This is a genomic window from Streptomyces stoeckheimensis (genome assembly GCF_045822005.1).
Lineage (GTDB): Bacteria > Actinomycetota > Actinomycetes > Streptomycetales > Streptomycetaceae > Streptomyces > Streptomyces stoeckheimensis.
Genome location: NZ_CP169550.1, coordinates 3,858,964 through 3,885,408, shown reverse-complemented (window position 1 = coordinate 3,885,408; position 26,445 = coordinate 3,858,964). Strand labels below are relative to the sequence as shown.

Genomic DNA, 26,445 nt, shown 5'->3' with positions numbered 1-26,445 from the left:
GTGCTGACGATCCACACCGCCGAACTCCTCGTCACCGGACCGACGGGTACCGCGACCGCGCCGCTGCCCGGCGGCGCGGTCCTGGTCGAGGGGGACCGCATCGCCCGGGTGGGCCCGTACGAGGAGCTCGCCGCGGCCTACCCGCACGCGCGCGCCCGCAGCTGGCCCGGGGTGCTGACCCCGGGGCTGCTCGTGCGCGGCGGTGACGAGCTGCTGGAGCGCACCTACTACCCGGACGACCCGTACGAGATCACCGAGCTCGGGGCCGAACCGATCAGCGGCGCCGAGGCGTTGGCGGACCTGAAGATGACCGAGCCGCGCTGGGGCAACAGCGCGCGGCGCGGCACGCAGAAGCTGCTCGCCCGCGGGGTGGTCGCGGTGGCCGGCCGCTTCACCAGCCCGGCCGTCCGGACGGCCGTGGTCCGCTCCGGCCTCACCGTCGTCCCGCCCGCCCCCTACGAGGGCCCGGCCTCCCTGGACCCGCTCGCCGGCCGGACCGCGGCCGAGGAGGCCTTCCACGGAGTCCTGGAGCCCGGCGCTCCGGCGCGGTTCGCGGTCTTCGCGGTGGCCGGTCCGGCGGAGCTGCTGGTGGAGGGCCCGACCACCTGTGTGGCCACGGTCATCGGCGGAAGGCTGCTCCACCGCCGCCGCTGACCCCGGGGGAGTCCGTCCGCCCGCGGCGGTCTCCGCGGACCAGGAAGACGGCCACGCACGCGAAGACGACCATGAGGACCGTGGCCGTCGAGGCGAGGACGGACCAGCCGCCGGTGTGCTGCGTGACGGCTTCGTCGACGCCGCCGCTGGCGAAGATGGTCGTCGGGTCCGTGACGGCGTGCAGGGCGATCGCGGACCAGATGGTGCCCGTGAGACGCATGACCAGGTACATGCACACGCCGAAGCCGAAGGTGTAGACGACGGTGACGAGCACCGTGCTCACCTTCATCCCGGACAGCACGTTGGTCACGTGCATGAGGGCGAACAGCAGCGACGAGACCACCATCACGAACCGCTCGGAGTGCCCGGCGTCGTGGAGCAGCCGGACCGCGAGGCCGCGCGTCGCGAGCTCCTCGGCGAGTCCCACGCAGACCCCGAGAAGGGCGATGAGCAGGAGCTGCTCCGGCCGCCACCGGCTCCAGTCGGTGGTCGCGGCGTGGCTGACGGCGGCGACGAGCACGAGCGCGGGGCCGATCCACATCCAGGGCCGGCCCACGGCCGTCCGCCTGTCGAAGACCGAGCGGAGCCGGCCGATGGCGGCCGTGAAGCCGAGGAGGGTCACGGCGCCGATCGCGACCGGCAGCACGAGGGCGAAGAAGATGCTCGCACCCGTCGCGAGCACGTCGTCCTTGTCCACCTCGTCGCCGAAGACGGCGCCGAGGGCGAGCCCGACCAGCAGGTAGTACGCCAGGTACCCGACGATCACCAGGACGGCCTTCCCCAGGGTCGGCCGATCGAAGAAACCTCTCAGGGACCTGGCCGGACCGTCGTCCACCGGCTGCACCATGTCGTACCCGTCTGTCTCTACTGTTTTAGGGTTATCGAACAATAAGCCATGTAACCCTCCCTAATGGGCTAATACGGGCGGCCGGGTGTGAGGGGTGGGGGCCTGCGAGAATGGCGGGGCGGTCCGCAGGACCCTGCCGAACCGCTGCCGAACCGTTCGCCGAACCATTCGCACCGCACCCGAGGGGCCCACGCCAGTGACATCCGCTTCCCTGGACAAGCAGCCGCACGAAGTCGCCTCCATGTTCGACGGCGTGGCGGCGAACTACGACCTCACCAACGACGTGCTCTCCCTCGGGCAGGACCGCGTCTGGCGCAAGGAGGTCGCCAAGGCGGTCGGCGCGCGCCCCGGGCAGCTCGTCCTCGACCTGGCCGCCGGCACCGCCACGTCCTCGCTGCCCTTCGCCGCGGCCGGCGCGTACGTCGTGCCCTGCGACTTCTCCCTCGGCATGCTCCGCGAGGGCAAGAAGCGCAACCCCTGGCTCCCGTTGACGGCCGGCGACGCGACGAAGCTCCCCTTCAAGGACGACGCCTTCGACACCGTCACCATCTCCTTCGGCCTGCGCAACGTCCAGGACACCGACTCCGCGCTGCGCGAGCTGTACCGGGTCACGAAGCCCGGCGGCCGGATCGTGATCTGCGAGTTCTCGCAGCCCACCTGGGCCCCCTTCCGGACCGTGTACACCGAGTACCTGATGCGCGCGATGCCGCCGGTGGCCCGTGCGGTCTCCTCCAACCCCGACGCGTACGTCTACCTCGCCGACTCCATCCGCGCCTGGCCCGACCAGCCGGCGCTGGCCGCGCTGCTGCAGAAGGCCGGCTGGTCCAAGGTGGCCTGGCGCAACCTGAGCGGCGGCATCGTGGCCCTGCACCGCGGCACGAAGGGGTAGTTCCCCGTGGACTACCAGGCGCTGCTGGAACAGGTCGCGAAGGACATCGCCCCGCTGGTGGGCAGCGGGGCGCCCGCCGAGTACATCCCGGCGCTGGCGTCCGTGGACCCCCGGCAGTTCGGGATGGCCGTCGCCGACCTCGACGGCAACGTGTTCGGGGTGGGGGACTGGCGGACGCCGTTCTCCACGCAGTCCATCACCAAGGTCTTCGCGCTGGCCCTCGCGCTCGCCGAGGGCGGCGACAGCCTGTGGGAGCGGGTCGGCCGGGAACCCTCCGGCAACCCATTCAACTCCCTCGTGCAGCTGGAGTACGAGAACGGCATCCCGCGCAACCCCTTCATCAACGCGGGCGCGCTCGTCGTCACCGACCGGCTCCAGACGCTGACGGGCGACGCGAGCAGCGAACTGCTGCGGTTCCTCCGGGAGGAGAGCCAGAACCCGGACGTCGCCTTCGACCCGGAGGTCGCCGCCTCCGAACAGGAACACGGCGACCGCAACGCGGCCCTGGCCCACTTCATGGCCGCCTACGGGAACATCGACAACCCGGTGCCGACGCTGCTGGAGCACTACTTCTGGCAGTGCTCCATCGAGATGAGCTGCGCCGACCTCGCCCGGGCGGGCCGCTTCCTGGCCCGGCACGGCCTGCGCGCCGACGGCTCGCGGCTCCTCACCCGCAGCGAGGCGAAGCAGGTCAACGCGGTGATGCTGACCTGTGGGACGTACGACGCGGCGGGGGAGTTCGCCTACCGCGTGGGGCTGCCGGGCAAGAGCGGGGTGGGCGGCGGCATCGTCGCGGTCGTGCCCGGCGCGTGCACGCTGGCCGCGTGGAGCCCCGGCCTGGACGCCCAGGGCAACTCGGTAGCCGCGGTGGCCGCCCTGGACCGCTTCACGACCCTGACGGGCCTGAGCGTGTTCTGACGCGGCCCTCGCACTCCTGCGGGTGGGTCGGGCCCTGCGGGGCGAGGTCCCCTACCCACCCTTCGCCCGTTCCCCGGGCTGCGCCCGGACCCCCTGGGGCTCCGCCCCAAAATCCAGCCCCTCCGGCGTTTGAGGAGCGGGGTCCGGGGCGGAGCTCCGGGGAACGGGCGAAGGGCGGGTAGGGGAACTCCGCCCCGCGCAGCGGGGGTTTACGTGAGGGTCAGGGCGTAGCGGCGGGATACCCGGGGGCCGCCGGGGACGGGGAGGCGGGTCGTCAGGGTCATGCCCAGCCGCTCCGCCACCGCGATCGAGCGAACATTCGCATCGTCGATCATCGCCACCACATCCGGAACCCCAGCCTCCCGCACCCGCTCCAGCGTCGCCAGCGCAGCCGCGTACGCGTACCCCCGCCCCCACGCGGAGCGACCGAGCCGCCAGCCGATCTCGATCTCCCCGACCGGCCCCCACCCCTTCGACTCCGGCCACGGCTGCGCCCCGGTGAAGCCGAGGACCTCACCGTCCGCGTCGAGCAGCGTCCACAGGCAGAAGCCGAGCCGGGCGTCGTGCATCCGCTGCCGGGCGGTGATTTCCTCGTAGAAGGAGAGCTCGGCGGGCCCCCCGAGGAACTCCATGACATCGGGGTCGCGGAAGACCCGGTGCCAGGCGTGCGCGTCCTCGTCCGTGGGCACACGGAGCTGGACGACGGGGAGCGGCCGGGTCGGCGAGGTGGTCACAGGGCAGCCCTTCGGATCGCGATCTCTCTCGCTGCATAGACTGCACATGTCTTGTGCCGTTGGGCACCCTTTATCGAGCCTTCGGGAGACCCGCCGTGACCGAGCCCCTCTCCGAGCACTCCGCGGACGTGATCGTCGTCGGGGCCGGTCCCGCCGGATCGACCACTGCGTATTACCTGGCCAAGGCCGGACTCGACGTGCTGCTCCTGGAGAAGACCGCGTTCCCGCGCGAGAAGGTCTGCGGCGACGGCCTGACCCCGCGCGCCACCAAGCAGCTCGTGTCGATGGGCATCGACATCTCCGAAGAGGCGGGCTGGCTGCGCAACAAGGGCCTGCGGATCATCGGCGGCGGCCAGCGGCTCCAGCTGGACTGGCCCGAGCTGGCCTCCTTCCCCGACTACGGACTCGTCCGCAAGCGCGACGACTTCGACGAGACCCTGGCCCGCCAGGCGCAGAAGGCCGGCGCCCGGCTGTACGAGCGCTGCAACGTGGGCGAGCCCGTACGCGATCCCCGTACCGGCCACATCACCGGAGTGACGGCGAAGCTCGGCGAGGAGAAGACCCCGGTCACGTTCCACGCCCCCCTCGTCGTCGCCGCCGACGGCAACTCCTCGCGGCTCTCCCTGGCGATGGGCCTGCACCGCCGCGAGGACCGCCCGATGGGCGTGGCCGTACGCACGTACTTCACCTCTCCCCGCCACGACGACGACTACCTGGAGTCCTGGCTGGAGCTCTGGGACCGGCGCGGGGCCGAGGACCGGCTGCTGCCCGGCTACGGCTGGATCTTCGGCATGGGCGACGGCACCTCCAACGTCGGCCTCGGCATCCTCAACTCCTCCTCCGCCTTCAAGGAGCTGGACTGGCGCGAGGTCCTCAAGGCCTGGTGCGCCTCGATGCCGGAGGACTGGGGCTACACCCCCGAGAACATGACGCAGCCCATCCGCGGCGCGGCCCTGCCGATGGCCTTCAACCGGCAGCCGCACTACACCAAGGGGCTGCTGCTCGTCGGTGACGCGGGCGGGCTCGTCAACCCGTTCAACGGCGAGGGCATCGCCTACGCGATGGAGTCGGGGCAGATCGCCGCCGACGTCATCGTCCAGGCCCACTCCCGCGCCACTCCGGCCCTGCGCGAACTGACCCTGCACAGCTACCCGAAGGTCCTCAAGGAGACCTACGGCGGCTACTACACCCTGGGCCGCGCCTTCGTGAAGCTCATCGGCAACCCGAAGATCATGAAGGTCGCCGCCCAGCGCGGTCTGAGCCACCCGGTGCTGATGAAGTTCACCCTGAAGATGCTGGCCAACCTGACCGACCCGACGGGCGGCGACGCGATGGACCGCGTCATCAACGGCCTTTCGAAGGTCGCCCCCAAGGCCTGAGCCTGGTCCCGGCCGTCACCGGGTGCGCCTCGCTCGGGGGCTCGTACGGGATCTCGTGCGGGCCCCCCTGCGCGGGCTCGGGCGCGGTGTGGACCAGGCGGATGCAGCGGGTCAGCAGGACCAGGCCGCAGACCATCAGGGTGCCCGAGGCCGTCCAGTCCAGGGTGAGCGTGAGCGGGGAGCCGGGCTTCTGCCAGGGGCGGGTGGTGGTCAGCAACCAGCCGCCGAGGGACAGGAGGCCGAGCCCGGCGGCGGCCGGGACGGCGCCGGCACCCGCATCCGGGGCTTCGTCGGACGGGTTGGTCGTCACGGATCACCACTTCCTGGGGCGACTCGGGCGCGCTCGCCCTGAACCATCTTCGCAGGGCTCCGCCGGTCGGGCACGAGCTGCCCGCCAGGCGGGACGGAGCGGCAAGTCGGTTTCCAGGCAAGAAGTTTGGCTGACCAGCAGGTGAGAAGGGCTTGTCCCCGGTAGCGGCCGGGCTGTTCAATTTCCGAGAGTGAACAGGTCTTCCGGCATACGCCCCCGTCCGCTCCGCCGCCCGGTGCGGGGCCCCGCCCTCCCGGCCGCCGTCCTGCTGGCGCTCGTCCTGGCCGGCTGTTCGGATCCGGAGGGTGCCGGCAGCGCGCACGGGGAGCCGGAACTCGGCGAGGTCCCCGTCGCCCCGGCCACCGCTTCGCTCTCGCTGCCGCTGGACGCGTACACGGACACCGACGCCGAGACGGTCCGCATGGGGCAGGTGCAGCAGCGGCTGCTCTCCCGGTGCATGGCCCGGTACGGATTCCCGTACGAGGAGGTCAGGCCGTCCGGTTCGGCCGGCGCCCAGGGGCCCGAGGGGCGGCACCGGGTGCTCTTCGGAGCGGCCGATCCGGAGTTCGCGGCCGCCCACGGCTACGACGTGAACGCGGGCAAGGGCCCGCCGGTCAGGCCCCCGGCCGCCCCGCTGAGCGAGAGCGCCGCCCTGGTCATGCACGGTGAACGGCCGGGCGGGCAGCAGGGCGCCGCGCAGCCCCCGGACGCCCCGAGCGAGGAGGAGGCCGCGCAGGTGGACAGCGGCATCGACGTCGGCGGGCAGAAGGTGCCGGTCGGCGGATGCATGCGGGAGGCCTACCGCAAGCTGTACGCGCCGACGAAGGACAGCGTGGACCTGCTGTTCCCGTTCGGGCTGGCATCGGAGGCGCACGAACGCTCCAAGGGCGATTCGCGGGTGACCGAGGTGCTGAAGAACTGGTCCGCGTGCATGGAGAAGTCGGGGTACACCGGCTTGAAGGATCCCTACGAGGTGGTCCAGAAGCTCGGGCTGGAGGCCGATCCCGGCGGCCCCAAGGCCGTCACCGCGGCCAAGGCCGATGTCGCCTGCAAGCGCGAGGTGAACCTCGTGGGCATCTGGGCGGCGGTGGAAGCCGCCTACCAGAAGCGGCTGGTGGAGGAGCAGGCCGAGACCCTCGCGCTGTACAAGAAGCAGCGCGAGGCCCGCTACAAGCTGGCGGCCGGGCTCCTCTGAGCCCTGCGGGGCCGCTCAGGAGGGCCGGGGCAGGCAGGTGCGGTAGGCGTCGAGGTGGTCCTTCTTGAGGGACTGCCACTGCTCGGTGGTGCCGCCGTCCTGCTGCTGCACCTCCCCGGTGACCGGATTCGGGTCCGGATACCAGGAGATGCCCCGTTCCCTCATGCACGCCGAGGACTTGCGCGCGGCGGCGAGTTCCTGGGGGCTCGCCTGCACGGGGGAGGGCGAGGGGAGCAGCGACAGGCAGGCCTTCTGGGCCTCGGGGTACTGCGGACTCTCCTTCTCCACTATGTGCGGAGCCCCGTTCTCCCCGTAGGAGAGGGTCATTCCGTGCTGCTGCATGCACGTGTAGAACGGGACGTCCGCCGCCGCGAGCGAGGGGGCGGCGGTGGGTCCGGGCTTTCCCGCTCCGGAGTTCTTCCCCGGGACTTCCCCGCTTCCGCATCCGGTCAGTGCGAGGCACAAAAGGAGTGACGAGGATATTTCGCGTACACGCACGAGGTGTTTCCCTTGCGGTCGGCGGAGTGGAAGGTCGCGTCGGTGCGGGGGGAGGGGGCGAAGGACGCGGGGGAGCGTAATCGGGTGCCCGGAATGCCGACAAGTCCGTTACCCGCCATGGTGGTTGTGGCCTGAACAGCCGAGAAGACGCTTGCCCTGCAGTTCCCCGGAAGGTTTAATCCCGGCCGGAATCAATTCCCTGAAGATGGAGAAAATGCCCCATGAGCAAGACGCTTAACAAAATCGCCGCCGGCTGTGTCGCCGCGGTATCCGTAGGCGCCGCTCTCCTGGTGACGGCCGGTCCGGCCGCCGCCAACACGGAGAGGAACGGCTATCTGGAAACCAGCGAGTTCGGCCTTTACTACAACTCCTACCAAGGAGGCTGCGTCTTCGATCTGATGTCCTCGGACTGGAACTTCTACAACAACCTCTTCGTCGGGCCGGAGGACTGCGCCGGCCGGAACCGGGTGACGAACGACGACACCGCGTCCTACTGGAACCGGGACACGTACACGTGGAAGGTGGCCACCGACCCGAACCTCGCCGGTCTGGTCGGTTCGCTCCCCCCGGGCTACGCGGGCAACGCCAGCCTCAACTTCAAGAACAAGATCACCTCGGCGACCTTCCTCGACTGACGGAACGGCACACGACGCACGGCTCAGGCGCCCCGCACGCCCCCCACGCCCCTCAGGGGCTCCGGGAGCCTCCGGGAGCCCCGGGACGGCCGAAAGGCCGGTACTCCACCCCCGAGCGGGGGAGTGCCGGCCTTTCGTGCGTCACCGGGAGCGGCCCGGGACTGCGGGGAGATGTCAGAGGACGCGGACGGCGCCCGTCGGCTTGTCGTAGCTCAGGGAGCGCTCGACGATGCCGGTGCTGGGGTTCTGCGCGCCGACGAACTTGCCGCCGCCGACGTAGATGGCGACGTGGTACGCGCTGCCCTTGGAGCCCCAGTACAGGATGTCGCCCGGCTGGAGGGCGTTCAGGGAGACCGAGGTGCCGGCCGAGGACTGCGCCTGCGACATGCGCGGCAGGCTGATGTTGGCCTGACGGTACGCGGCCTGGACCAGACCCGAGCAGTCGAACGAGGACGGGCCGGTGCCGCCCATGACGTACGCCTTGCCGACCTGCGCGCGGGCGAAGCTCACGATGGCGGCGGCGGATCCGGTCACGGGGGCCGTCACGGTGCCCTTGCCCTGCGAGGAGCCCGCGGAGGACCCGTTCGAGGAGGAACCGGAGTTGCTCTGGATCGGAGTGCGGGCCGCGCTGCGGCCGGCGCGCTCGGCCTCGGCCTTGCGGTCAGCCTCCGCCTTCGCCTTCGCCTCGGCGTCGGCCTTCTGCTGCGCGTCGGCCTTGAGCTGCTTGGCCTCGGCGGCGGCGCCCGTGCGGGCGGTCTCCTCCAGGGCGTTGAGCTCGCCGTCGACGGCGGCGGCACGGGTGTTCTCCGCGGCCTTGGCCACGGACGAGGACACCTCGGCGCTCAGGTCCAGGTTGAGGACCGGCATTTCGAGGGTGGTCTCGTGTACGGGCTCGGCGGAGGGGGTGGCACTCGCCGTGCCGGCCATGGCCAGGGTGCTGAGGACGCCACCGGCAACTCCGGCGCGGACCGCGAGCTTCGAGGCGCTGCGGCGGGGCTTCCGGTGGCTGGGTATGTGAGCGGTGAGGGACATGGGTCAACCGCTATCAGGGCCTCGCGGTTCCGTTCAAGAAACGTGGTCTGCGCCACAGTTGTGCGCGAAGCGGGCTAACCGGGCGCGTCGGACCTCTTATTGACGCCGTAACGGGCGAATCGGACAGCCGCCCGCAAGGCTGTGATCATGGGGTTTCCGCAATAAGTCCGAATTGATCCCGGGCCTACCATCCACCTGCACAGATGGCCAAGCCCCCTTTCGGTACCGCGAATTCCGAGTGGCGCAGGTCACAGAAGCGTCACGCGATGCGGACGCTGTGGCCCTCCTGTGACCGAACCGTGAACTCGCCGCCGGGTCGGGGTCGCCTCGGGCTCGCCGGCGGGCACACCCGCGGGGTGCTCGTGGAGCCCTACTGCCCCGACTTCGTGAACGCATGCACGCGTCCACTTCCGTACGCGCGAGGTCCCCCGGCCGGGGGATGTCGATCCCTTTATCATCACGCGCACCGCCTCGCCAATTTGCGTGCAGTGGCCACGGTTTGATAGTGCAATACGCCTTCCACCTGCAACGACAGGTGCGGATGTCACCTTTGGTGATCATGTGGATGCTTCACGTATGAAGATCACCACTCATTGGGCTTCATGATCGTTCGTCAGGTGGTGGAGATCACAAACTCGTTGTTGTAACCCGTGTCGCAGATCACAGATGGGCGGGCATAAGATGCGCACCAGTCCGGCTTGTGAACTGCCTCACATGCGAGGCGGGGCGCGCGGCGCCGGCAGCGGTCCAACGGTCAAGGACGACTGGAAGGAGCGAGGAGCGTGAATGCGTACGCGCCCATCCTCGTGCTCGGCGCCCTCGGCGCAGGGTTTGCGATCTTCTCCGTGGTCATGGCCACGCTGATCGGTCCAAAACGGTACAACCGGGCAAAACTTGAAGCGTACGAGTGCGGCATCGAGCCCACTCCCATGCCGGCCGGTGGCGGCCGCTTCCCCATCAAGTACTACCTGACGGCGATGCTCTTCATCGTCTTCGACATCGAGGTTGTCTTCCTCTACCCCTGGGCGGTCACCTTCGACTCGCTGGGGATCTTCGGGCTCGTCGAGATGCTCCTCTTCGTGCTCACCGTCTTCGTCGCCTACGCCTACGTATGGCGCCGCGGCGGCCTGGAATGGGACTGAGGGGCTGAATTTTCCATGGGACTGGAAGAGAAGCTGCCGAGCGGCTTTCTGCTGACCACCGTCGAACAGGCCGCGGGATGGGTGCGCAAGGCGTCCGTCTTCCCGGCCACCTTCGGCCTGGCCTGCTGTGCGATCGAGATGATGACCACCGGAGCGGGCCGGTACGACCTGGCCCGCTTCGGCATGGAGGTCTTCCGCGGATCCCCGCGCCAGGCCGACCTGATGATCGTGGCGGGCCGGGTCAGCCAGAAGATGGCGCCGGTGCTGCGGCAGGTGTACGACCAGATGCCCGCTCCCAAGTGGGTCATCTCTATGGGTGTTTGTGCGTCTTCGGGCGGAATGTTCAACAACTACGCGATCGTCCAGGGCGTCGACCACATCGTCCCCGTGGACATCTACCTGCCCGGCTGCCCGCCCCGGCCCGAGATGCTGCTCGACGCGATCCTCAAGCTCCACCAGAAGATCCAGGGCGGCAAGCTCGGCGTGAACCGGGAAGAGGCGGCCCGCGAGGCGGAGGAGGCGGCCCTCAAGGCGCTCCCCACCATTGAGATGAAGGGGCTCCTGCGGTGAGCGAGGACCCGGCCGTGCACAGCGGCCCCCAAGCCGGCGACGGCGACAACGTGCCCGCGCCCCGCGGAGCGGCCGGCCCCGAGGTGATCGGCGTCCGCAAGGGCATGTTCGGCGCCAGCGGCGGCGGCGACACCAGCGGCTACGGCGGCCTCGTGCGCACCGTGGCCCTGCCCGGTGCGAGCGCCCGCCCGTACGGCTCGTACTTCGACGAGGTCGTCGACGAGCTCGAAGGGGCGCTGGAGGAGCAGGACCTCGTCCCGGACAACGCGATCGAGAAGGTCGTCGTCGACCGGGCGGAGCTGACCCTCCACATCGCGCGCGAGCACCTGCTCCTCGTCGCCAAGACCCTGCGCGACGACCCGGCCCTGCGCTTCGAGCTCTGCACCGGCGTCAGCGGGGTGCACTTCCCGGACGACAAGGGCCGCGAGCTGCACGCCGTCTACCACCTGCGCTCGCTCACCCACGGCCGGATCGTGCGGCTGGAGGTCACCGCCCCGGACGCCGACCCGCACGTCCCCTCGATCGTCTCCGTCTACCCGACGAACGACTGGCACGAGCGCGAGACGTACGACTTCTTCGGCCTGATCTTCGACGGGCACCCGGCCCTCACCCGGATCATGATGCCGGACGACTGGCAGGGCTTCCCGCAGCGCAAGGACTACCCGCTCGGCGGCATCGCCATCGAGTACAAGGGCGCCCAGATCCCGGCTCCCGACCAGCGGAGGTCGTACAGCTGATGTCCACTTCCAACCACGCCTCCGCCCGCGAGACGACCGAAGGCACCGTCTACACCGTCACCGGCGGCGACTGGGACGAGATCGTCCAGTCGGCGGCCCGCGCGGACGACGAGCGGATCGTCGTCAACATGGGCCCCCAGCACCCCTCCACCCACGGAGTTCTCCGCCTGATCCTGGAGATCGACGGCGAGACGGTCACCGAGGCCCGCTGCGGCATCGGCTACCTCCACACCGGCATCGAGAAGAACCTCGAATACCGGAACTGGACGCAGGGCACCACCTTCGTCACGCGCATGGACTACCTGACGCCGTTCTTCAACGAGACGGCGTACTGCCTGGGCGTCGAGAAGCTGCTCGGCATCACCGACCAGATCCCGGACCGCGCCTCCGCCATCCGCGTCCTGCTGATGGAGCTCAACCGGCTCTCCTCCCACCTGGTGTGCATCGCCACCGGCGGCATGGAGCTGGGCGCGACCACGATCATGATCTACGGGTTCCGCGACCGCGAGCTGATCCTCGACGTGTTCGAGCTGATCACCGGACTGCGCATGAACCACGCGTTCGTCCGCCCCGGCGGCCTCGCGCAGGACCTGCCCCCGGGCGCCGTGGACCAGCTCCGCGAGTTCGTGAAGACCATGAAGAAGAACCTGCCGGAGTACGACAAGCTCGCCACCGGCAACCCCATCTTCAAGGCCCGCATGCAGGACGTCGGCTACCTCGACCTCACCGGCTGCATGGCGCTCGGCGCCACCGGCCCGGTCCTGCGCTCCGCCGGCCTCCCGCACGACCTGCGCAAGACGGACCCGTACTGCGGCTACGAGAACTACGAGTTCGACGTACCGACCACCGAGTCCTGCGACTCCTACGGGCGGTTCCTGATCCGCCTGGAGGAGATGCGCCAGTCCCTGCGGATCGTCGAGCAGTGCCTGGACCGGCTGGAGCCGGGCCCCGTCATGGTCGCCGACAAGAAGATCGCCTGGCCGGCGCAGCTCGCGATGGGCCCCGACGGCCTCGGCAACTCGCTCGACCACATCAAGCAGATCATGGGCACCTCCATGGAGTCCCTCATCCACCACTTCAAGCTGGTGACCGAGGGCTTCCGGGTACCGGCCGGCCAGGCCTACGCGGCCGTGGAGTCGCCCAAGGGCGAGCTCGGCGTGCACGTCGTCTCCGACGGCGGAACCCGCCCCTACCGGGTCCACTTCCGCGACCCGTCCTTCACCAACCTGCAGGCCATGGCGGCGATGTGCGAGGGCGGCCAGGTCGCCGACGTCATCGTGGCCGTCGCCTCCATCGACCCCGTGATGGGAGGCGTCGACCGATGACAGCCAATCAGCCCGTATCAGGGGTGAGCCTGGGCATGCCCCAGCTTCCGGCACCCGACTTCCCGGCCGACGCGCGCGCCCGGCTGGAAGCGGATGCGAAGGAAGTCATCGCCCGCTACCCCGACAGCCGCTCCGCGCTGCTGCCGCTGCTCCACCTCGTCCAGTCGCAGGAGGGCTACGTCTCGCGCACCGGCATCCGGTTCTGCGCCGAGGTGCTGGGCCTGACGACCGCCGAGGTCACGGCCGTGGCCACCTTCTACACGATGTACCGGCGCAAGCCCTCCGGGGACTACCAGGTCGGCGTGTGCACGAACACCCTGTGCGCGGTCATGGGCGGCGACGCCATCTTCGAGGAGCTCAAGGACCACCTCGGGGTCGGCAACAACGAGACCACCCCCGACGGCAAGGTCACCCTCGAGCACATCGAGTGCAACGCGGCCTGCGACTACGCCCCCGTGGTGATGGTCAACTGGGAGTTCTTCGACAACCAGACCCCCGAGTCCGCCAAGGCCATGGTCGACGACCTGCTGGCGGGCCGCCCCGTCGAGCCGACCCGGGGCGCGCCCCTGTGCACGTACAAGGAGACCGCGCGGATCCTGGCGGGCTTCCCCGACGAGCGCGAAGGCGCGGTCGAGGCGAGCGGCGGCGCCGGTCCCGCCTCGCTGATCGGCCTGCGCATCGCGCGCGGCGAAGCCCCGCACACCCCGATCGTGCACCCGCGCGGCGAGGCCACCATCGAGGGAGGGGAGTGATGACCGTGTCCACCGAACTGAGTAAGAACGGAACGAGTCCGGAGAAGCTCCTCGCGCCCGTCCTGTCGGCTTTCTGGGACGAGCCGCAGTCGTGGACGCTGGAGACCTACCGGCGCCACGAGGGCTACGAGGGCCTGCGCAAGGCGCTCGCCATGACCCCCGACGACCTCATCGCCTACGTGAAGGACTCGGGCCTGCGCGGACGCGGCGGCGCCGGCTTCCCCACCGGAATGAAGTGGCAGTTCATTCCGCAGGGCGACGGCAAGCCGCACTACCTCGTGGTGAACGCGGACGAGTCGGAGCCGGGAACCTGCAAGGACATCCCCCTCCTCTTCGCGAACCCGCACTCCCTCATCGAGGGAATGATCATCGCCTGCTACGCGATCCGCTCGGAGCACGCCTTCATCTACCTGCGCGGCGAGACCGTGCCGGTCCTGCGGCGCCTGCACGAGGCGGTGCGCGAGGCGTACGAGGCCGGCTACCTGGGCGAGAACATCCTCGGGAGCGGGCTGAAGCTCGACATCACCGTGCACGCGGGAGCGGGCGCCTACATCTGCGGCGAGGAAACGGCCCTTCTGGACTCCCTCGAAGGCCGTCGCGGCCAGCCCCGGCTGCGTCCCCCCTTCCCCGCGGTCGAGGGGCTCTACGCCTGCCCCACCGTGGTGAACAACGTGGAGTCCATCGCCTCGGTTCCCGCGATCCTGAACAAGGGCAAGGACTGGTTCAAGTCGATGGGGACCGAGAAGTCCCCCGGCTTCACCCTGTACTCGCTCTCCGGTCACGTCGTCGGCCCCGGCCAGTACGAGGCCCCGCTCGGGATCACGCTGCGCCAGCTCCTCGACATGAGCGGCGGCATGCGCCCCGGGCACCGGCTGAAGTTCTGGACCCCGGGCGGCTCCTCCACCCCCATGTTCACGGACGAGCACCTCGACGTCCCGCTGGACTACGAGGGCGTCGGCGCGGCCGGCTCCATGCTCGGCACCAAGGCCCTGCAGTGCTTCGACGAGACGACCTGCGTGGTGCGGGCGGTGACCCGCTGGACCGAGTTCTACGCCCACGAGTCCTGCGGCAAGTGCACGCCCTGCCGCGAAGGCACGTACTGGCTGGTCCAGTTGCTCCGCGACATCGAAGCGGGCAAGGGGGTCATGTCCGACCTCGAGAAGCTGAACGACATCGCCGACAACATCAACGGCAAGTCGTTCTGCGCGCTCGGCGACGGCGCCGCCAGCCCCATCTTCTCCTCGCTCAAGTACTTCCGCGCGGAGTACGAGCAGCACATCACGGGCAAGGGCTGCCCCTTCGACCCCAAGAAGTCGACCCTCTGGGCCGACACGGAGGTGACCGCATGACCGTGACCACTACGGCAGCCTCCGGCGGCGGAGAGGCCGCGGTCCCGCCGCAGGACCAGATCTCCCTGACCATCGACGGCATCGAACTGTCGGTGCCCAAGGGGACCCTGGTCATCCGGGCCGCCGAACAGCTCGGCATCGAGATCCCCCGGTTCTGCGACCACCCCCTCCTCTCCCCGGCCGGCGCCTGCCGCCAGTGCATCGTCGAGGTCGAGGGCCAGCGCAAGCCGATGGCCTCCTGCACCATCACCTGCACCGACGGCATGGTCGTCAAGACGCAGCTGACCTCCCCGGTCGCCGACAAGGCCCAGCGCGGGGTGATGGAGCTGCTGCTCATCAACCACCCGCTGGACTGCCCGGTCTGCGACAAGGGCGGCGAGTGCCCCCTGCAGAACCAGGCGATGTCCCACGGCAACGCCGAATCGCGTTTCGAAGGCAAGAAGCGCACCTACGAGAAGCCGGTACCGATCTCCACGCAGGTGCTGCTGGACCGCGAGCGGTGCGTGCTCTGCGCCCGCTGCACCCGCTTCTCCAACGAGATCGCCGGCGACCCGATGATCGAACTCCTGGAGCGCGGCGCGCTCCAGCAGGTCGGCACCGGCGAGGGCGACCCCTTCGAGTCGTACTTCTCCGGCAACACCATCCAGATCTGCCCGGTCGGCGCCCTCACCTCGGCCGCCTACCGGTTCCGCTCCCGCCCCTTCGACCTGGTCTCCTCCCCGAGCGTGTGCGAGCACTGCGCGGGCGGCTGCGCGACGCGCACCGACCACCGCCGCGGCAAGGTGCTGCGCCGGATGGCCGCGGAGGACCCCGAGGTCAACGAGGAGTGGATCTGCGACAAGGGCCGCTTCGGGTTCCGCTACGCGCAGCGCCCCGACCGGCTCACCACCCCGCTGGTGCGCGGCAGCGACGGGGTCCTGGCCCCGGCCAGCTGGCCCGAGGCCCTGGAGGCCGCGGCCGCCGGGCTGGCCGCCGCGCGCGGCCGGGCCGGAGTGCTGACCGGCGGACGCCTCACCGTCGAGGACGCCTACGCGTACGCCAAGTTCGCCCGGGTCGTGCTGGACACCAACGACATCGACTTCCGGGCCCGGGTGCACAGCGCGGAGGAGGCCGAGTTCCTGGCCGCCACCGTCGCCGGCACCGGCAAGGACCTCGACGGCAGCGGTGTCACCAACGCCTCGCTGGAGGCGGCCCCGGCCGTGCTCCTCGTCGGCATCGAGGCCGAGGAGGAGGCCCCCGGGGTCTTCCTGCGGCTGCGCAAGGCCCACCGCAAGCACAAGCAGCGGACCTTCGCCCTCGCCCCGTTCGCCACGCGCGGCCTGGAGAAGGCGGGCGGCACCCTGTTGGCCGCCGCCCCCGGCACCGAACCCGAGTGGCTGAACGCACTGGCCTCTCAGGCCGGGCTGGAGGACGGCGGCGAGGCCGCCGCCGACGCGCTGCGCCTGCCCGGCGCCGTCATCGTGGTCGGGGAGCGCCTCGCGGGCGTGCCCGGCGGGCTGACCGCGGCCGTCCGGGCCGCCGCCGCCAGCGGCGCCACCCTGGTGTGGATCCCGCGCCGGGCCGGAGAGCGGGCCGCCGTCGAGGCGGGCGCGCTGCCGTCCCTGCTGCCGGGCGCCCGCCCGGCCACCGACCCGCGGGCCCGCGACGAGGTCGCCGCCGCCTGGGGCCTGGACGAGCTGCCGCACCGCTACGGCCGCGACACCGGCCAGATCGTCGAGGCCGCCGCCACCCGGGAGCTGTCCGCCCTGCTCGTCGCGGGCGTGGAGCTCGCCGACCTGCCGGACCCGGCCCGCGCCAAGGCCGCGCTCCAGGAGGCCTTCGTGGTCTCCCTGGAACTGCGGCCCGGAGAGGTCACCGACCTCGCGGACGTGGTCTTCCCGGTCGCGGCCGTCGCCGAGAAGCCGGGCGCGTTCATCAACTGGGAGGGCAGGGTCCGGCCGTTCGAGGCCGCGCTCAAGCCCGAGCAGATGACCCGCCGGCTCGCCCCCGCCGACTCCCGCGTGCTGCACATGCTGGCCGACGCGGCCGACCGGCCGATCGCGCTGCCCGACGTACACGCCGTACGCCGGGAGCTCGACGGGCTCGGCCCGTGGGCCGGGGAGCGCGCCGCCGGGCAGTCCGGAGACCGGGCGCTGCTGCCCCGACCGGGTGCGGGAGAGGCGGTCCTCGCGGGCCACCGGCTCCTCCTCGACCAGGGACTCCTGCAGGACGGCGACGAGGCCCTGGCCGGCACCCGGCACGAGGCCAGCGCCCGCCTGTCGGCCGCCACGGCCGCCGAGACCGGCGTCAAGAACGGCGACGTCCTCGCGGTGACCGGTCCCGCCGGCTCCGTGGAACTTCCGCTGCGCATCACCGAGATGCCCGACCGGGTGGTCTGGCTCCCGATGAACTCCACCGGCTCCGGGGTCCTCGCCGACACCGGAGCCCGCCCGGGGGACCTGGTCCGCATCGGTGCGGCCACCCCCGCCGACACCAGCGACTCCCCTGCGGAGGTGGGCGCGTGAACACCGTTCAGATCGCCGCCGAAGACCTCTCCCTGTTCGGCAGGGACGTCTGGTGGCTCGTCGTCCTCAAGGCGGTGTTCTGCTTCGCCTTCCTGATGGTGACCGTGCTCTTCTCCATCGTGTGGGAGCGCAAGGTCGTCGCCTGGATGCAGCTGCGCATCGGCCCCAACCGGCACGGCCCCTGGGGCATGCTCCAGTCGCTCGCCGACGGCGTGAAGCTGATGCTGAAGGAAGACCTGATCGTCAAGCGGGCCGACAAGGTCGTCTACGTCCTGGCCCCGATCATCGCGGCGATCCCGGCCTTCATGGCCATCGCGGTGATCCCCTTCGGCCCCTCGGGCAACGAGGTCTCCATCTTCGGCCAGCGCACCACGATGCAGCTGACCGACCTGCCCATCGCGATGCTCTACATCCTCGCGGTGGCCTCGGTCGGCATCTACGGCATCGTCCTCGCGGGCTGGTCCTCCGGCTCCACGTACCCGCTCCTCGGCGGCCTGCGGTCCTGCGCGCAGATGATCTCGTACGAGATCGCGATGGGCGCGGCCTTCGCCTCGGTCTTCCTCTACTCCGGGTCGATGTCGACCTCGGCGATCGTCGAAGCCCAGGCGGACCGCTGGTACATCATCCTGCTGCCGGTCTCCTTCATCATCTACGTCATCACGATGGTCGGCGAGACGAACCGCGCCCCCTTCGACATGCCGGAGTCCGAGGGCGACCTGGTCGGCGGCTTCAACACCGAGTACTCCTCGATCAAGTTCGCGCTGTTCATGCTCGCCGAGTACGTCAACATGGTCACCGTCTCCGCGGTCTCCGTCACCCTGTTCCTGGGCGGCTGGCGGGCCCCGGCGCCGATCTCCACGTACTGGGAGGGCGCGAACCACGGCTGGTGGCCGATGCTCTGGTTCGTCCTCAAGGTCCAGCTGCTGCTGTTCTTCTTCATCTGGCTGCGCGGCACGCTCCCGCGCGTGCGCTACGACCAGCTGATGAAGCTCGGCTGGAAGGTGCTGATCCCGGTCTCCGTGGTGTGGCTGATGCTGGTCGCCACCGTCCGGGCGCTGCGCAACGAGAACTACGACTTCCAGGAGATCGTGCTCTACGTCGGCGGCGGGGTCATCGCGCTCCTGCTGCTGTCCTTCGTCGCGGACCTGTTCCGCGACAAGAAGGAGAAGACGGCCCTCGCGGACGCCGAACTGGCCGCCGCGGCCGAACCCTTCGACCCCCTGGCGGGCGGATTCCCCGTACCGCCCAAGCCCGGCCAGCACCTGGCACCCGTACCGCGCAGGCGGCCCCGCAGTGAGCGGGAGCTCATTGTCAGTGGCGCGGCGAATACTGACAGTGACCGAGAGGAGGGTGCTGAGAATGTCTGACAAGTCTGACGCCGAGCAGGGCGAGAAGTGGCAGAACCCGGTGGCCGGCTTCGGCGTGACCTTCAAGGCCATGTTCAAGAAGCGCCTCACCGAGCAGTACCCGGAGCAGGAAAAGACCACCGCACCCCGCTTCCACGGGCGGCACCAGCTCAACCGCCACCCGGACGGTCTGGAGAAGTGCATCGGGTGCGAGCTGTGCGCCTGGGCCTGTCCCGCCGACGCGATCTACGTCGAGGGCGCGGACAACACCGAGGAGGAGCGCTACTCCCCGGGTGAGCGGTACGGCCGGGTCTACCAGATCAACTACGCCCGCTGCATCCTGTGCGGGCTGTGCGTCGAGGCGTGCCCGACCAGGGCGCTGACCATGACGAACGAGTTCGAACTGGCCGACTCCAGCCGCGAAGCGCTCATCTACACCAAGGAGCAGCTGCTCTCCGGGCTCACCGAGGGCATGGTCGAGGCACCGCACTCGATCTTCCCGGGCACCGACGACACGGACTACTACCGCGGGCTGGTGACCGGGGCGGCTCCCGGCACGGTCCGCCAGGTGGCCGTGTCCAAGGGCGAGACCGCTCCCGAGGACGCTTCCGAGGGGGTGGGGGCATGAGCGCCATCGCCGCGGCCGCCACCCTCACCTCCACCGGTGAGGCGGCCCAGTTCTGGATCCTCGGCACGGTCGCCGTCATCGGCGCACTGGCCACGATCCTCATGAAGAAGGCCGTGCACAGCGCGCTGAGCCTCGCCGGGACGATGATCATCCTGGCGGTCTTCTACCTCGCCAACGGGGCGTACTTCCTCGGCGTCGTCCAGGTCGTCGTCTACACCGGCGCGATCATGATGCTCTTCCTCTTCGTCGTCATGCTCGTCGGCGTCACCGCCGCGGACTCGCTGACCGAGACCATCAAGGGGCAGCGCTGGCTCGCCGTCCTGTGCGGACTGGGCTTCGGCATCCTGCTCATCGCGGGCATCGGCAACGCCAGGCTCACCCACTTCAACGGACTCGGCCGGATCAACTCCGGCGGGCACGTCGAAGGCCTGGCCACGCTGATCTTCACCAAGTACGTGTTCGCCTTCGAGATCACCGGCGCCCTGCTGATCACCGCGGCCGTCGGCGCGATGGTGCTCACCCACCGCGAGCGCACCGAGCGGGCCGCCACCCAGCGCGAACTCGCCGAGCGCCGCGTACGCGAGGGCGTACAGCTCCCGCCGCTGCCCGCACCCGGCGTCTACGCCCGGCACAACGCCGTGGACGTCGCGGGCCTGCTGCCGGACGGCACCCCCTCCGAGCTCACCGTCAACCAGACGCTGCGCGCCCGCGGCCAGATCAGGGACGTCTCCAGCCAGGCGCTGGACGACCTGAAGGCGCTGGAGCAGCGGTCGTCCGAGCGGCTCGGCCGTGAGGAGGCCTCGAAGTGAACCCGGTCAACTACCTGTACCTGTCCGCGCTGCTGTTCACCATCGGGGCGGCGGGAGTCCTGATCCGGAAGAACGCGATCGTGCTGTTCATGTGCGTCGAGCTCATGCTCAACGCCTGCAACCTCGCCTTCGTCACCTTCTCCCGGATGCACGGCAACCTCGACGGCCAGATCATCGCGTTCTTCACGATGGTCGTCGCCGCCGCCGAGGTCGTGGTGGGCCTCGCGATCATCGTGTCGCTGTTCCGTACCCGCCACTCGGCCTCGGTCGACGACGCCAGCCTGATGAAGCTGTAAGGGGTCGCTGTGGAGAACATGATCGCGCTGCTGGTAGCAGCGCCCCTGCTCGGAGCGGTGGTGCTGCTCTGCGGCGGCCGCCGTCTCGACAAGACCGGCCACTGGATCGGCACCCTGCTCGCCGCCGTCTCCTTCGGCATCGGCCTCACCCTCTTCGCCGACATGCTCGGCAAGGGCGCCGAGGACCGGACCTTCCACCAGCGGCTGTTCAGCTGGATCCCGGTGGAGGGCTTCCAGGCCGACATCGGCTTCCAGCTCGACCAGCTGTCGATGACCTTCGTCCTGCTGATCTCCGGGGTGGGCACGCTCATCCACGTGTACTCCATCGGATACATGGAGCACGACGAGCGCCGCCGCCGCTTCTTCGGCTACCTCAACCTCTTCGTCGCCGCGATGCTGCTCCTGGTCATCGCCGACAACTACCTCCTGCTGTACGTCGGCTGGGAGGGCGTGGGCCTCGCCTCGTACCTCCTCATCGGCTTCTGGCAGCACAAGCCCAGCGCGGCCACCGCCGCGAAGAAGGCCTTCCTGGTCAACCGGGTCGGCGACATGGGCCTGTCGATCGCCATCATGCTGATGTTCACCACGTTCGGAACCTTCGCCTTCGGCCCGGTCCTCGGTTCGGTGTCCGAGGCCGGCGAGGGCAAGCTGACGGCGATCGCCCTGATGCTGCTGCTCGCCGCGTGCGGCAAGTCGGCCCAGGTGCCGCTGCAGTCCTGGCTCGGCGACGCGATGGAGGGCCCGACCCCGGTCTCGGCCCTCATCCACGCGGCGACGATGGTGACGGCGGGCGTGTACCTGATCGTCCGCTCGGGCGCCATCTTCAACGGGGCACCGGACGCGCAGACCGCGGTCGTCGTGGTCGGCGCCGTCACGCTCCTCTTCGGTGCGATCGTCGGTTGCGCGAAGGACGACATCAAGAAGGCCCTCGCGGGTTCGACGATGTCGCAGATCGGCTACATGATCCTGGCGGCCGGCCTCGGCCCCATCGGGTACGTGTTCGCGATCATGCACCTGGTCACGCACGGGTTCTTCAAGGCGGGCCTCTTCCTCGGCGCCGGTTCCGTGATGCACGGGATGAACGACGAGGTCGACATGCGCAAGTACGGCGGCCTGCGGAAGTACATGCCGGTCACCTTCGTCACCTTCGGGCTGGGATACCTCGCCATCATCGGCTTCCCGGGCCTGTCGGGCTTCTTCTCCAAGGACATGATCATCGAGGCCGCCTTCGCCAAGGGCGGCACCCAGGGCTGGATCCTCGGCGGAGTGACCCTGCTCGGCGCGGCGATCACCGCCTTCTACATGACCCGCGTCATGCTCCTCACCTTCTTCGGCGAGAAGCGCTGGCAGCCCGACGCTGAAGGCCACGCGCCGCACCCGCACGAGTCTCCGAAGTCCATGACCATCCCGATGATCATCCTGGCCTTCGGCTCGGTCTTCGCGGGCGGGTTCTTCGGGATCGGCGACCGCTTCCTGCACTGGCTGGAGCCCGTCACCGGACACCAGCACGGACACCCGCCGATCAGCGCGCTGACGGTGACCCTGGCCACCATGGTGGTCCTCGTCATCGGCGTCGCCATCGCCTGGGTGATGTACGGCAGGAAGCCCGTCCCGGTCGTCGCCCCGCGCGGCTCGCTCCTCACCCGGGCGGCCCGACGGGACCTCTACCAGGACGACTTCAACCACGTGGTCCTGGTCCGCGGCGGGGAGCACCTGACCCGCTCCCTCGTCTACGTCGACCACAGCCTGGTCGACGGCGTGGTCAACGGGACGGCCGCCGGAGTCGGCGGGCTGTCGGGCCGGCTGCGCAAGCTGCAGAACGGCTACGCCCGCAGCTACGCGGTCTCGATGTTCGGGGGCACGGCGATCCTGATCGCCGCGACCCTGCTGATGAGGGCGGTGTGAGATGAGTTTCCCGCTTCTGACGGTGACGGCCGCGGTCCCCGCGGTCGGTGCGATCCTGACGGCGGCCGTCCCGGCCGCCCGCCGGACCGCCGCCAAATGGCTCGCCCTGCTCTTCTCGCTGGCGACGCTGGCCCTGGCCGTGCTCGTCGCGGTCCGCTTCGAGCCCGGTGGCGACCGCTACCAGCTCACCGAATCGCGCTCCTGGATCGCCGACTTCGGCGTCCGCTACGAACTGGGCGTCGACGGCATCGGGGTCGTGCTGATCGCACTCACCGCGCTGCTGATCCCCTTCGTGATCGCGGCCGGCTGGCACGACGCCGACCCGCTGGAGACGAACTCGTCCCGCTGGCGGCCGACCCAGGGCTTCTTCGCCCTGATCCTGCTGGTCGAGGCGATGGTGATCATCTCCTTCGAGGCCACCGACGTCTTCCTCTTCTACATCTTCTTCGAAGCCATGCTCATCCCGATGTACTTCCTCATCGGCGGCTTCGGGGACCGGGCGCACTCCGGGTCCGACGAGAACGCGGCCGCGCAGCGCTCGTACGCGGCGGTCAAGTTCCTCCTCTACAACCTGGTCGGCGGCCTCATCATGCTGGCCGCCGTCATCGGGCTCTACGTGGTCGCCGGGAACTTCTCGCTCCAGGAGATCGCCGCCGCCCGCGCCGCGGGCACGCTCGACATGGCGACCAACACCGAGCGGCTGCTGTTCCTCGGCTTCTTCTTCGCCTTCGCGGTGAAGGCCCCGCTGTGGCCGCTGCACACCTGGCTGCCGAACGCGATGGGCGAGGCCACGGCCCCGGTCGCCGTCCTGATCACCGCGGTCGTCGACAAGGTCGGCACCTTCGCGATGCTGCGCTTCTGCCTCGGGCTCTTCCCCGAGGCCAGCAAGTGGGCCACGCCGGTGATCCTGGTCCTGGCCCTGATCAGCATCGTCTACGGCGCGCTGGTCGCGGTCGGGCAGCGGGACATCAAGCGGCTGGTGGCGTACGCCTCCATCTCGCACTTCGGCTTCATCATCCTGGGCATCTTCGCGATGACCTCCCAGGGCCAGTCGGGCGCGACGCTGTACATGGTCAACCACGGGCTCTCGACGGCGGCGCTCATGCTGGTCGCCGGCTTCCTGATCTCGCGGCGCGGCTCCCGGCTCATCGCCGACTACGGCGGCGTGCAGAAGGTGGCCCCGGTCCTGGCCGGCACCTTCCTGATCGGCGGCCTCGCCACCCTGTCGCTGCCCGGTCTCGCCCCGTTCGTCAGCGAGTTCCTGGTCCTGGTCGGCACCTTCGCCCGGTACCCGGTCGTCGGCATCATCGCCACCGTCGGCATCGTCCTGGCGGCGCTCTACACGCTGGTCCTCTACCAGCGCACCATGACCGGCCCGGTCAAGGAGGAGGTCCGCACCATGCCGGACCTGCGCCTGCGGGAGGTCCTGGTGGTCGCCCCGCTGATCGCGCTGCTGATCGGTCTGGGCGTCTACCCGAAGGTCCTGACCGACATCGTCAACCCGGCGGTGAAGCACACCATGTCGGACGTCAAGCAGACGGACCCGAAGCCCGATGTGGCTGTCGTGGCCGAGCACAAGGATGGGGAGGCGGCGAAGTGAGCACCGTGACTGCTGCCCAGAACCTGCTGCCGACGCTGGCGGCCGCGGCGCCGATCGACAAGATCCCGGCCCCGCACATCGAGTACGCCCAGCTCTCGCCCACGCTCATCGTGCTGGGCGCGGCGATCATCGGAGTCCTCGTCGAGGCCTTCGTGCCGCGCAAGGGGCGTTACTACACGCAGGTGTTCCTCGCCGTGGCCGCGCTGGCCTCGGCCTTCGCGGCGGTCGTCGGACTCGCCGCCGGCGGGTACGGCAGCTCCAAGGCGCACATCGCCGCCATGGGCGCCATCGCCGTCGACGGACCGGCGCTCTTCCTGCAGGGCACCATCATCCTGGCTTCGGTCGTGGCGATCTTCACCTTCGCCGAACGGCGCCTGGACCCGGCCGCCCACGGCAACCGGGTGGACTCCTTCGCCGCGCAGGCGGCGTCCGTACCGGGCAGCGAGAGCGAGAAGGAAGCCGTCAAGGCGGGCTTCACCACCACCGAGGTCTTCCCGCTCGCGCTGTTCGCGGTCGCCGGGATGCTGATCTTCCCCGCGGCCAACGACCTGCTGACGCTGTTCGTGGCCCTGGAGGTCTTCTCCCTCCCGCTGTACCTGCTCTGCGCCGTCGCCCGCCGCCAGCGGCTGATGTCGCAGGAGGCGGCCGTCAAGTACTTCCTGCTCGGCGCCTTCTCCTCCGCCTTCCTCCTCTTCGGCATCGCGCTCGTCTACGGGTACGCCGGCTCGGTCTCCTACGCGGCGATCGCGGAGGTCGTCGACGGCACCGTGGCGAACATCGACCCGGCGCTCGCCGACACCATGGGCAACGACGCGCTGCTGCTGATCGGCGGCGCGCTGATCCTGATGGGCCTGCTCTTCAAGGTCGGCGCGGTTCCGTTCCACATGTGGACCCCGGACGTCTACCAGGGCGCCCCCACCCCGGTCACCGGCTTCATGGCGGCGGCGACGAAGGTGGCGGCGTTCGGCGCCCTCCTGCGTCTCCTCTACGTCGTCCTCCCCGGCCTGCGGTGGGACTGGCGGCCGGTCATGTGGGGCGTCGCGATCGTCACGATGCTGGCGGGCGCGGTCATCGCGGTCACCCAGACCGACGTCAAGCGGCTCCTCGCCTACTCCTCCATCGCGCACGCCGGCTTCATCCTGGCCGGTGTGATCGCCACCTCGGCGGAGGGCGTCCAGTCCGTCCTCTTCTACCTGGGCGCGTACTCCTTCGTGACGATCGGCGCCTTCGCGGTGGTCACGCTGGTGCGCGACGCGGGCGGCGAGGCCACGCACCTGTCCAAGTGGGCCGGGCTCGGCCGGCGTTCGCCTCTGACGGCGGCGGTCTTCGCGGTCTTCCTGCTCGCCTTCGCGGGCATCCCGCTGACCTCCGGCTTCTCCGGCAAGTTCGCCGTGTTCAAGGCGGCGGCGGAGGGCGGCGCGGGAGCGCTGGTCGTGGTCGGTGTCATCTCGTCCGCGATCGCCGCGTTCTTCTACATCCGGGTGATCGTCCTGATGTTCTTCAGCGAGCCGAAGGCGGACGGTCCCACGGTCGCCGTCCCGTCCCCGCTGACGATGACGACCATCGCGGTGGGCGTCGCGGTCACGGTGGTGCTGGGCGTGGCCCCGCAGTACTTCCTGGACCTGGCGGGCAGCGCGAGCACGTTCGTCCGCTGACCGTACGGAGTAGGGCCGAGGGCCCGGCTTCCCTTCGAGGGGGCCGGGCCCTTTGGCGTGTGCGGGGCTATTCGGTGCGTCGTCGCTTCGGCATGATGTCGGTGAGGTCCAGGTCGATGGGGAAGGGGACGGAGACCTTGAGACGGTCGTGGAAGATGCCGGTCGCGACGTACTTCCTGGTGGCGGGTTCCAGCTCGAATACGTAGACCACGGCCCGGCCGTCCTTGTGCTCCACGCGCCAGAAGTGCGGGATCCCGACACCCGAGTACTTGAGGGGTTTGGTCCCGCGGTCGCGGGCTACGGATTCCGGGGACACGACTTCGATCGCGAGTCGCACGGAGTCCGCGGGAAGCCGGGTCTGGTGCGGATCTTCGTAGTCCTCCTCCGGCACGACGATCACGTCCGGTTCCGGACGGTTCTGGCGGTCGATGTCGATGGTGAATTCCCGCAACACCTCAAGCCCGTCGGGAACCAGAGACTCCAGCTGCCGCTCGAAGAAATTCACGGCACGCAGGTGGAATCGGGTCTGCGGACTCACGAAAACCAGGCTCCCGTCGATCAGCTCCGTGTGCGGAGGCAGATTCGGAAGCGTGTCCAGGTCGTCCGCGGTCCAGCCGCCTGCCGGCGGGATCGGCCAGTGGGGCCCCGGATCCGGTTCAGGCTGTGGCGCTGCGGATTCGACGCTCATCAGTGCTCCCATGGGGCAGAGTCTCGCGAGTCCGTTCAGCGTAGCGCC

General features: G+C 69.9%; 26 protein-coding genes. 20 read left to right on the top strand and 6 right to left on the bottom strand.

The genetic code is table 11. The annotated features are described in order from the left end of the window. A complete protein-coding gene (locus ACE1OC_RS17405; protein WP_407837764.1) occupies window positions 1-654 on the top strand; it encodes an imidazolonepropionase-like domain-containing protein in 654 nt (217 codons plus the stop codon). On the opposite strand, the gene ACE1OC_RS17400 is transcribed toward ACE1OC_RS17405, so the two are convergent. Next, on the bottom strand, window positions 620-1,501 hold the full coding sequence (locus tag ACE1OC_RS17400) for a CPBP family intramembrane glutamic endopeptidase (protein WP_407837763.1): 882 nt from the start codon (window positions 1,499-1,501) through the stop codon (window positions 620-622). The genes ACE1OC_RS17405 and ACE1OC_RS17400 overlap by 35 nt on opposite strands. Window positions 1,502-1,697: 196 nt before the next feature. Between ACE1OC_RS17400 and ACE1OC_RS17395 the strand changes: the two genes are divergently transcribed. Together ACE1OC_RS17395 and ACE1OC_RS17390 are read left to right on the top strand one after the other, a co-directional pair. Next, the gene (locus ACE1OC_RS17395) at window positions 1,698-2,390 is read left to right on the top strand and encodes a demethylmenaquinone methyltransferase (RefSeq protein ID WP_274549008.1); all 693 of its coding nucleotides are present in this window, start codon (window positions 1,698-1,700) and stop codon (window positions 2,388-2,390) included. Between the two features lie 6 nt (window positions 2,391-2,396). Further along, on the top strand, window positions 2,397-3,308 hold the full coding sequence (locus ACE1OC_RS17390) for a glutaminase (protein WP_407837762.1): 912 nt from the start codon (window positions 2,397-2,399) through the stop codon (window positions 3,306-3,308). Between the two features lie 209 nt (window positions 3,309-3,517). On the opposite strand, the gene ACE1OC_RS17385 is transcribed toward ACE1OC_RS17390, so the two are convergent. Then, window positions 3,518-4,042 (bottom strand): GNAT family N-acetyltransferase, encoded by a 525-nt coding sequence (locus ACE1OC_RS17385; protein ID WP_407837761.1) that lies wholly within the window; start codon window positions 4,040-4,042, stop codon window positions 3,518-3,520. Window positions 4,043-4,137: 95 nt separating this feature from the next. Between ACE1OC_RS17385 and ACE1OC_RS17380 the strand changes: the two genes are divergently transcribed. After that, the gene (locus ACE1OC_RS17380; protein WP_407837760.1) at window positions 4,138-5,421 is read left to right on the top strand and encodes a geranylgeranyl reductase family protein; all 1,284 of its coding nucleotides are present in this window, start codon (window positions 4,138-4,140) and stop codon (window positions 5,419-5,421) included. Here the strand turns inward: ACE1OC_RS17380 and ACE1OC_RS17375 are convergent. Next, window positions 5,387-5,731, bottom strand: coding sequence for a hypothetical protein (locus tag ACE1OC_RS17375; protein ID WP_407837759.1), 345 nt, complete (start codon window positions 5,729-5,731; stop codon window positions 5,387-5,389). The genes ACE1OC_RS17380 and ACE1OC_RS17375 overlap by 35 nt on opposite strands. Before the next feature lie 190 nt (window positions 5,732-5,921). Here ACE1OC_RS17375 and ACE1OC_RS17370 point away from each other — a divergent pair, with 190 nt between their 5' ends. Beyond that, window positions 5,922-6,926: a hypothetical protein gene (locus tag ACE1OC_RS17370; protein ID WP_407837758.1), complete on the top strand. Its 1,005-nt coding sequence runs from the start codon at window positions 5,922-5,924 to the stop codon at window positions 6,924-6,926. Between the two features lie 15 nt (window positions 6,927-6,941). On the opposite strand, the gene ACE1OC_RS17365 is transcribed toward ACE1OC_RS17370, so the two are convergent. Continuing rightward, the gene (locus ACE1OC_RS17365; RefSeq protein ID WP_407837757.1) at window positions 6,942-7,268 is read right to left on the bottom strand and encodes a hypothetical protein; all 327 of its coding nucleotides are present in this window, start codon (window positions 7,266-7,268) and stop codon (window positions 6,942-6,944) included. Between the two features lie 377 nt (window positions 7,269-7,645). Here ACE1OC_RS17365 and ACE1OC_RS17360 point away from each other — a divergent pair, with 377 nt between their 5' ends. Then, window positions 7,646-8,059 carry a hypothetical protein gene (locus ACE1OC_RS17360; protein ID WP_407837756.1) on the top strand — a complete coding sequence of 138 codons (414 nt, stop codon included), beginning with the start codon at window positions 7,646-7,648 and terminating at the stop codon, window positions 8,057-8,059. 174 nt (window positions 8,060-8,233) lie between these two features. Here the strand turns inward: ACE1OC_RS17360 and ACE1OC_RS17355 are convergent, their stop codons facing one another. After that, complete coding sequence (locus ACE1OC_RS17355) at window positions 8,234-9,091, bottom strand: C40 family peptidase (RefSeq protein WP_407837755.1); 858 nt, start codon at window positions 9,089-9,091, stop codon at window positions 8,234-8,236. 782 nt (window positions 9,092-9,873) lie between these two features. On the opposite strand from ACE1OC_RS17355, the gene ACE1OC_RS17350 reads away from it, so the two are divergent. From ACE1OC_RS17350 to nuoN, 14 genes are read left to right on the top strand one after another with little or no spacing between them, the layout of a single operon-like run. Continuing rightward, window positions 9,874-10,233 carry an NADH-quinone oxidoreductase subunit A gene (locus ACE1OC_RS17350; protein ID WP_030010013.1) on the top strand — a complete coding sequence of 120 codons (360 nt, stop codon included), beginning with the start codon at window positions 9,874-9,876 and terminating at the stop codon, window positions 10,231-10,233. 15 nt (window positions 10,234-10,248) lie between these two features. Next, the gene (locus ACE1OC_RS17345) at window positions 10,249-10,803 is read left to right on the top strand and encodes a NuoB/complex I 20 kDa subunit family protein (RefSeq protein ID WP_243339941.1); all 555 of its coding nucleotides are present in this window, start codon (window positions 10,249-10,251) and stop codon (window positions 10,801-10,803) included. Further along, window positions 10,800-11,540 carry an NADH-quinone oxidoreductase subunit C gene (locus ACE1OC_RS17340; protein ID WP_407837754.1) on the top strand — a complete coding sequence of 247 codons (741 nt, stop codon included), beginning with the start codon at window positions 10,800-10,802 and terminating at the stop codon, window positions 11,538-11,540. The genes ACE1OC_RS17345 and ACE1OC_RS17340 overlap by 4 nt, the downstream gene beginning before the upstream one ends. Then, a complete protein-coding gene (locus ACE1OC_RS17335) occupies window positions 11,540-12,865 on the top strand; it encodes an NADH-quinone oxidoreductase subunit D (protein ID WP_351377298.1) in 1,326 nt (441 codons plus the stop codon). The genes ACE1OC_RS17340 and ACE1OC_RS17335 overlap by 1 nt, the downstream gene beginning before the upstream one ends. Then, on the top strand, window positions 12,862-13,617 hold the full coding sequence (nuoE, locus tag ACE1OC_RS17330; RefSeq protein ID WP_250740942.1) for an NADH-quinone oxidoreductase subunit NuoE: 756 nt from the start codon (window positions 12,862-12,864) through the stop codon (window positions 13,615-13,617). The genes ACE1OC_RS17335 and nuoE overlap by 4 nt, the downstream gene beginning before the upstream one ends. Next, window positions 13,617-14,966 carry an NADH-quinone oxidoreductase subunit NuoF gene (gene nuoF / locus ACE1OC_RS17325; protein WP_407837753.1) on the top strand — a complete coding sequence of 450 codons (1,350 nt, stop codon included), beginning with the start codon at window positions 13,617-13,619 and terminating at the stop codon, window positions 14,964-14,966. Before nuoE ends, nuoF begins: the two co-directional genes overlap by 1 nt. Beyond that, window positions 14,963-17,470, top strand: a complete 2,508-nt coding sequence (locus tag ACE1OC_RS17320) for an NADH-quinone oxidoreductase subunit G (protein WP_407837752.1) — start codon at window positions 14,963-14,965, stop codon at window positions 17,468-17,470. The genes nuoF and ACE1OC_RS17320 overlap by 4 nt, the downstream gene beginning before the upstream one ends. Beyond that, window positions 17,467-18,837, top strand: coding sequence for an NADH-quinone oxidoreductase subunit NuoH (nuoH, locus tag ACE1OC_RS17315; protein ID WP_356510336.1), 1,371 nt, complete (start codon window positions 17,467-17,469; stop codon window positions 18,835-18,837). The genes ACE1OC_RS17320 and nuoH overlap by 4 nt, the downstream gene beginning before the upstream one ends. After that, window positions 18,830-19,444: an NADH-quinone oxidoreductase subunit NuoI gene (nuoI, locus tag ACE1OC_RS17310; protein ID WP_266905638.1), complete on the top strand. Its 615-nt coding sequence runs from the start codon at window positions 18,830-18,832 to the stop codon at window positions 19,442-19,444. Before nuoH ends, nuoI begins: the two co-directional genes overlap by 8 nt. After that, complete coding sequence (locus ACE1OC_RS17305) at window positions 19,441-20,253, top strand: NADH-quinone oxidoreductase subunit J (RefSeq protein WP_407837751.1); 813 nt, start codon at window positions 19,441-19,443, stop codon at window positions 20,251-20,253. Before nuoI ends, ACE1OC_RS17305 begins: the two co-directional genes overlap by 4 nt. Then, window positions 20,250-20,549, top strand: coding sequence for an NADH-quinone oxidoreductase subunit NuoK (gene nuoK / locus ACE1OC_RS17300; RefSeq protein WP_112449176.1), 300 nt, complete (start codon window positions 20,250-20,252; stop codon window positions 20,547-20,549). The genes ACE1OC_RS17305 and nuoK overlap by 4 nt, the downstream gene beginning before the upstream one ends. A gap of 9 nt (window positions 20,550-20,558) precedes the next feature. After that, the gene (gene nuoL, locus ACE1OC_RS17295; RefSeq protein WP_250740936.1) at window positions 20,559-22,454 is read left to right on the top strand and encodes an NADH-quinone oxidoreductase subunit L; all 1,896 of its coding nucleotides are present in this window, start codon (window positions 20,559-20,561) and stop codon (window positions 22,452-22,454) included. A 1-nt stretch (window position 22,455) separates the two neighbouring features. Continuing rightward, window positions 22,456-24,054 carry an NADH-quinone oxidoreductase subunit M gene (locus tag ACE1OC_RS17290; protein ID WP_407837750.1) on the top strand — a complete coding sequence of 533 codons (1,599 nt, stop codon included), beginning with the start codon at window positions 22,456-22,458 and terminating at the stop codon, window positions 24,052-24,054. Between the two features lie 35 nt (window positions 24,055-24,089). Continuing rightward, window positions 24,090-25,709: an NADH-quinone oxidoreductase subunit NuoN gene (nuoN, locus tag ACE1OC_RS17285; protein WP_407841589.1), complete on the top strand. Its 1,620-nt coding sequence runs from the start codon at window positions 24,090-24,092 to the stop codon at window positions 25,707-25,709. A gap of 67 nt (window positions 25,710-25,776) precedes the next feature. Here nuoN and ACE1OC_RS17280 read toward each other — a convergent pair whose 3' ends face one another. Continuing rightward, window positions 25,777-26,397 (bottom strand): Uma2 family endonuclease, encoded by a 621-nt coding sequence (locus ACE1OC_RS17280; protein WP_407837749.1) that lies wholly within the window; start codon window positions 26,395-26,397, stop codon window positions 25,777-25,779. Window positions 26,398-26,445 lie beyond the last annotated feature (48 nt).

What these genes read in the sequence shown, in the direction of transcription:
- ACE1OC_RS17400 (WP_407837763.1), bottom strand. Translation starts at nt 1,501, where the DNA reads ATGGTGCAGCCGGTGGACGACGGTCCGGCCAGGTCCCTGAGAGGTTTC.
- ACE1OC_RS17365 (WP_407837757.1), bottom strand. Translation starts at nt 7,268, where the DNA reads ATGCAGCAGCACGGAATGACCCTCTCCTACGGGGAGAACGGGGCTCCG.
- ACE1OC_RS17360 (WP_407837756.1), top strand. Translation starts at nt 7,646, where the DNA reads ATGAGCAAGACGCTTAACAAAATCGCCGCCGGCTGTGTCGCCGCGGTA.
- ACE1OC_RS17355 (WP_407837755.1), bottom strand. Translation starts at nt 9,091, where the DNA reads ATGTCCCTCACCGCTCACATACCCAGCCACCGGAAGCCCCGCCGCAGC.
- ACE1OC_RS17345 (WP_243339941.1), top strand. Translation starts at nt 10,249, where the DNA reads ATGGGACTGGAAGAGAAGCTGCCGAGCGGCTTTCTGCTGACCACCGTC.
- ACE1OC_RS17335 (WP_351377298.1), top strand. Translation starts at nt 11,540, where the DNA reads ATGTCCACTTCCAACCACGCCTCCGCCCGCGAGACGACCGAAGGCACC.
- nuoE (WP_250740942.1), top strand. Translation starts at nt 12,862, where the DNA reads ATGACAGCCAATCAGCCCGTATCAGGGGTGAGCCTGGGCATGCCCCAG.
- nuoF (WP_407837753.1), top strand. Translation starts at nt 13,617, where the DNA reads ATGACCGTGTCCACCGAACTGAGTAAGAACGGAACGAGTCCGGAGAAG.
- ACE1OC_RS17320 (WP_407837752.1), top strand. Translation starts at nt 14,963, where the DNA reads ATGACCGTGACCACTACGGCAGCCTCCGGCGGCGGAGAGGCCGCGGTC.
- nuoI (WP_266905638.1), top strand. Translation starts at nt 18,830, where the DNA reads ATGTCTGACAAGTCTGACGCCGAGCAGGGCGAGAAGTGGCAGAACCCG.
- ACE1OC_RS17305 (WP_407837751.1), top strand. Translation starts at nt 19,441, where the DNA reads ATGAGCGCCATCGCCGCGGCCGCCACCCTCACCTCCACCGGTGAGGCG.
- ACE1OC_RS17290 (WP_407837750.1), top strand. Translation starts at nt 22,456, where the DNA reads ATGAGTTTCCCGCTTCTGACGGTGACGGCCGCGGTCCCCGCGGTCGGT.
- ACE1OC_RS17280 (WP_407837749.1), bottom strand. Translation starts at nt 26,397, where the DNA reads ATGAGCGTCGAATCCGCAGCGCCACAGCCTGAACCGGATCCGGGGCCC.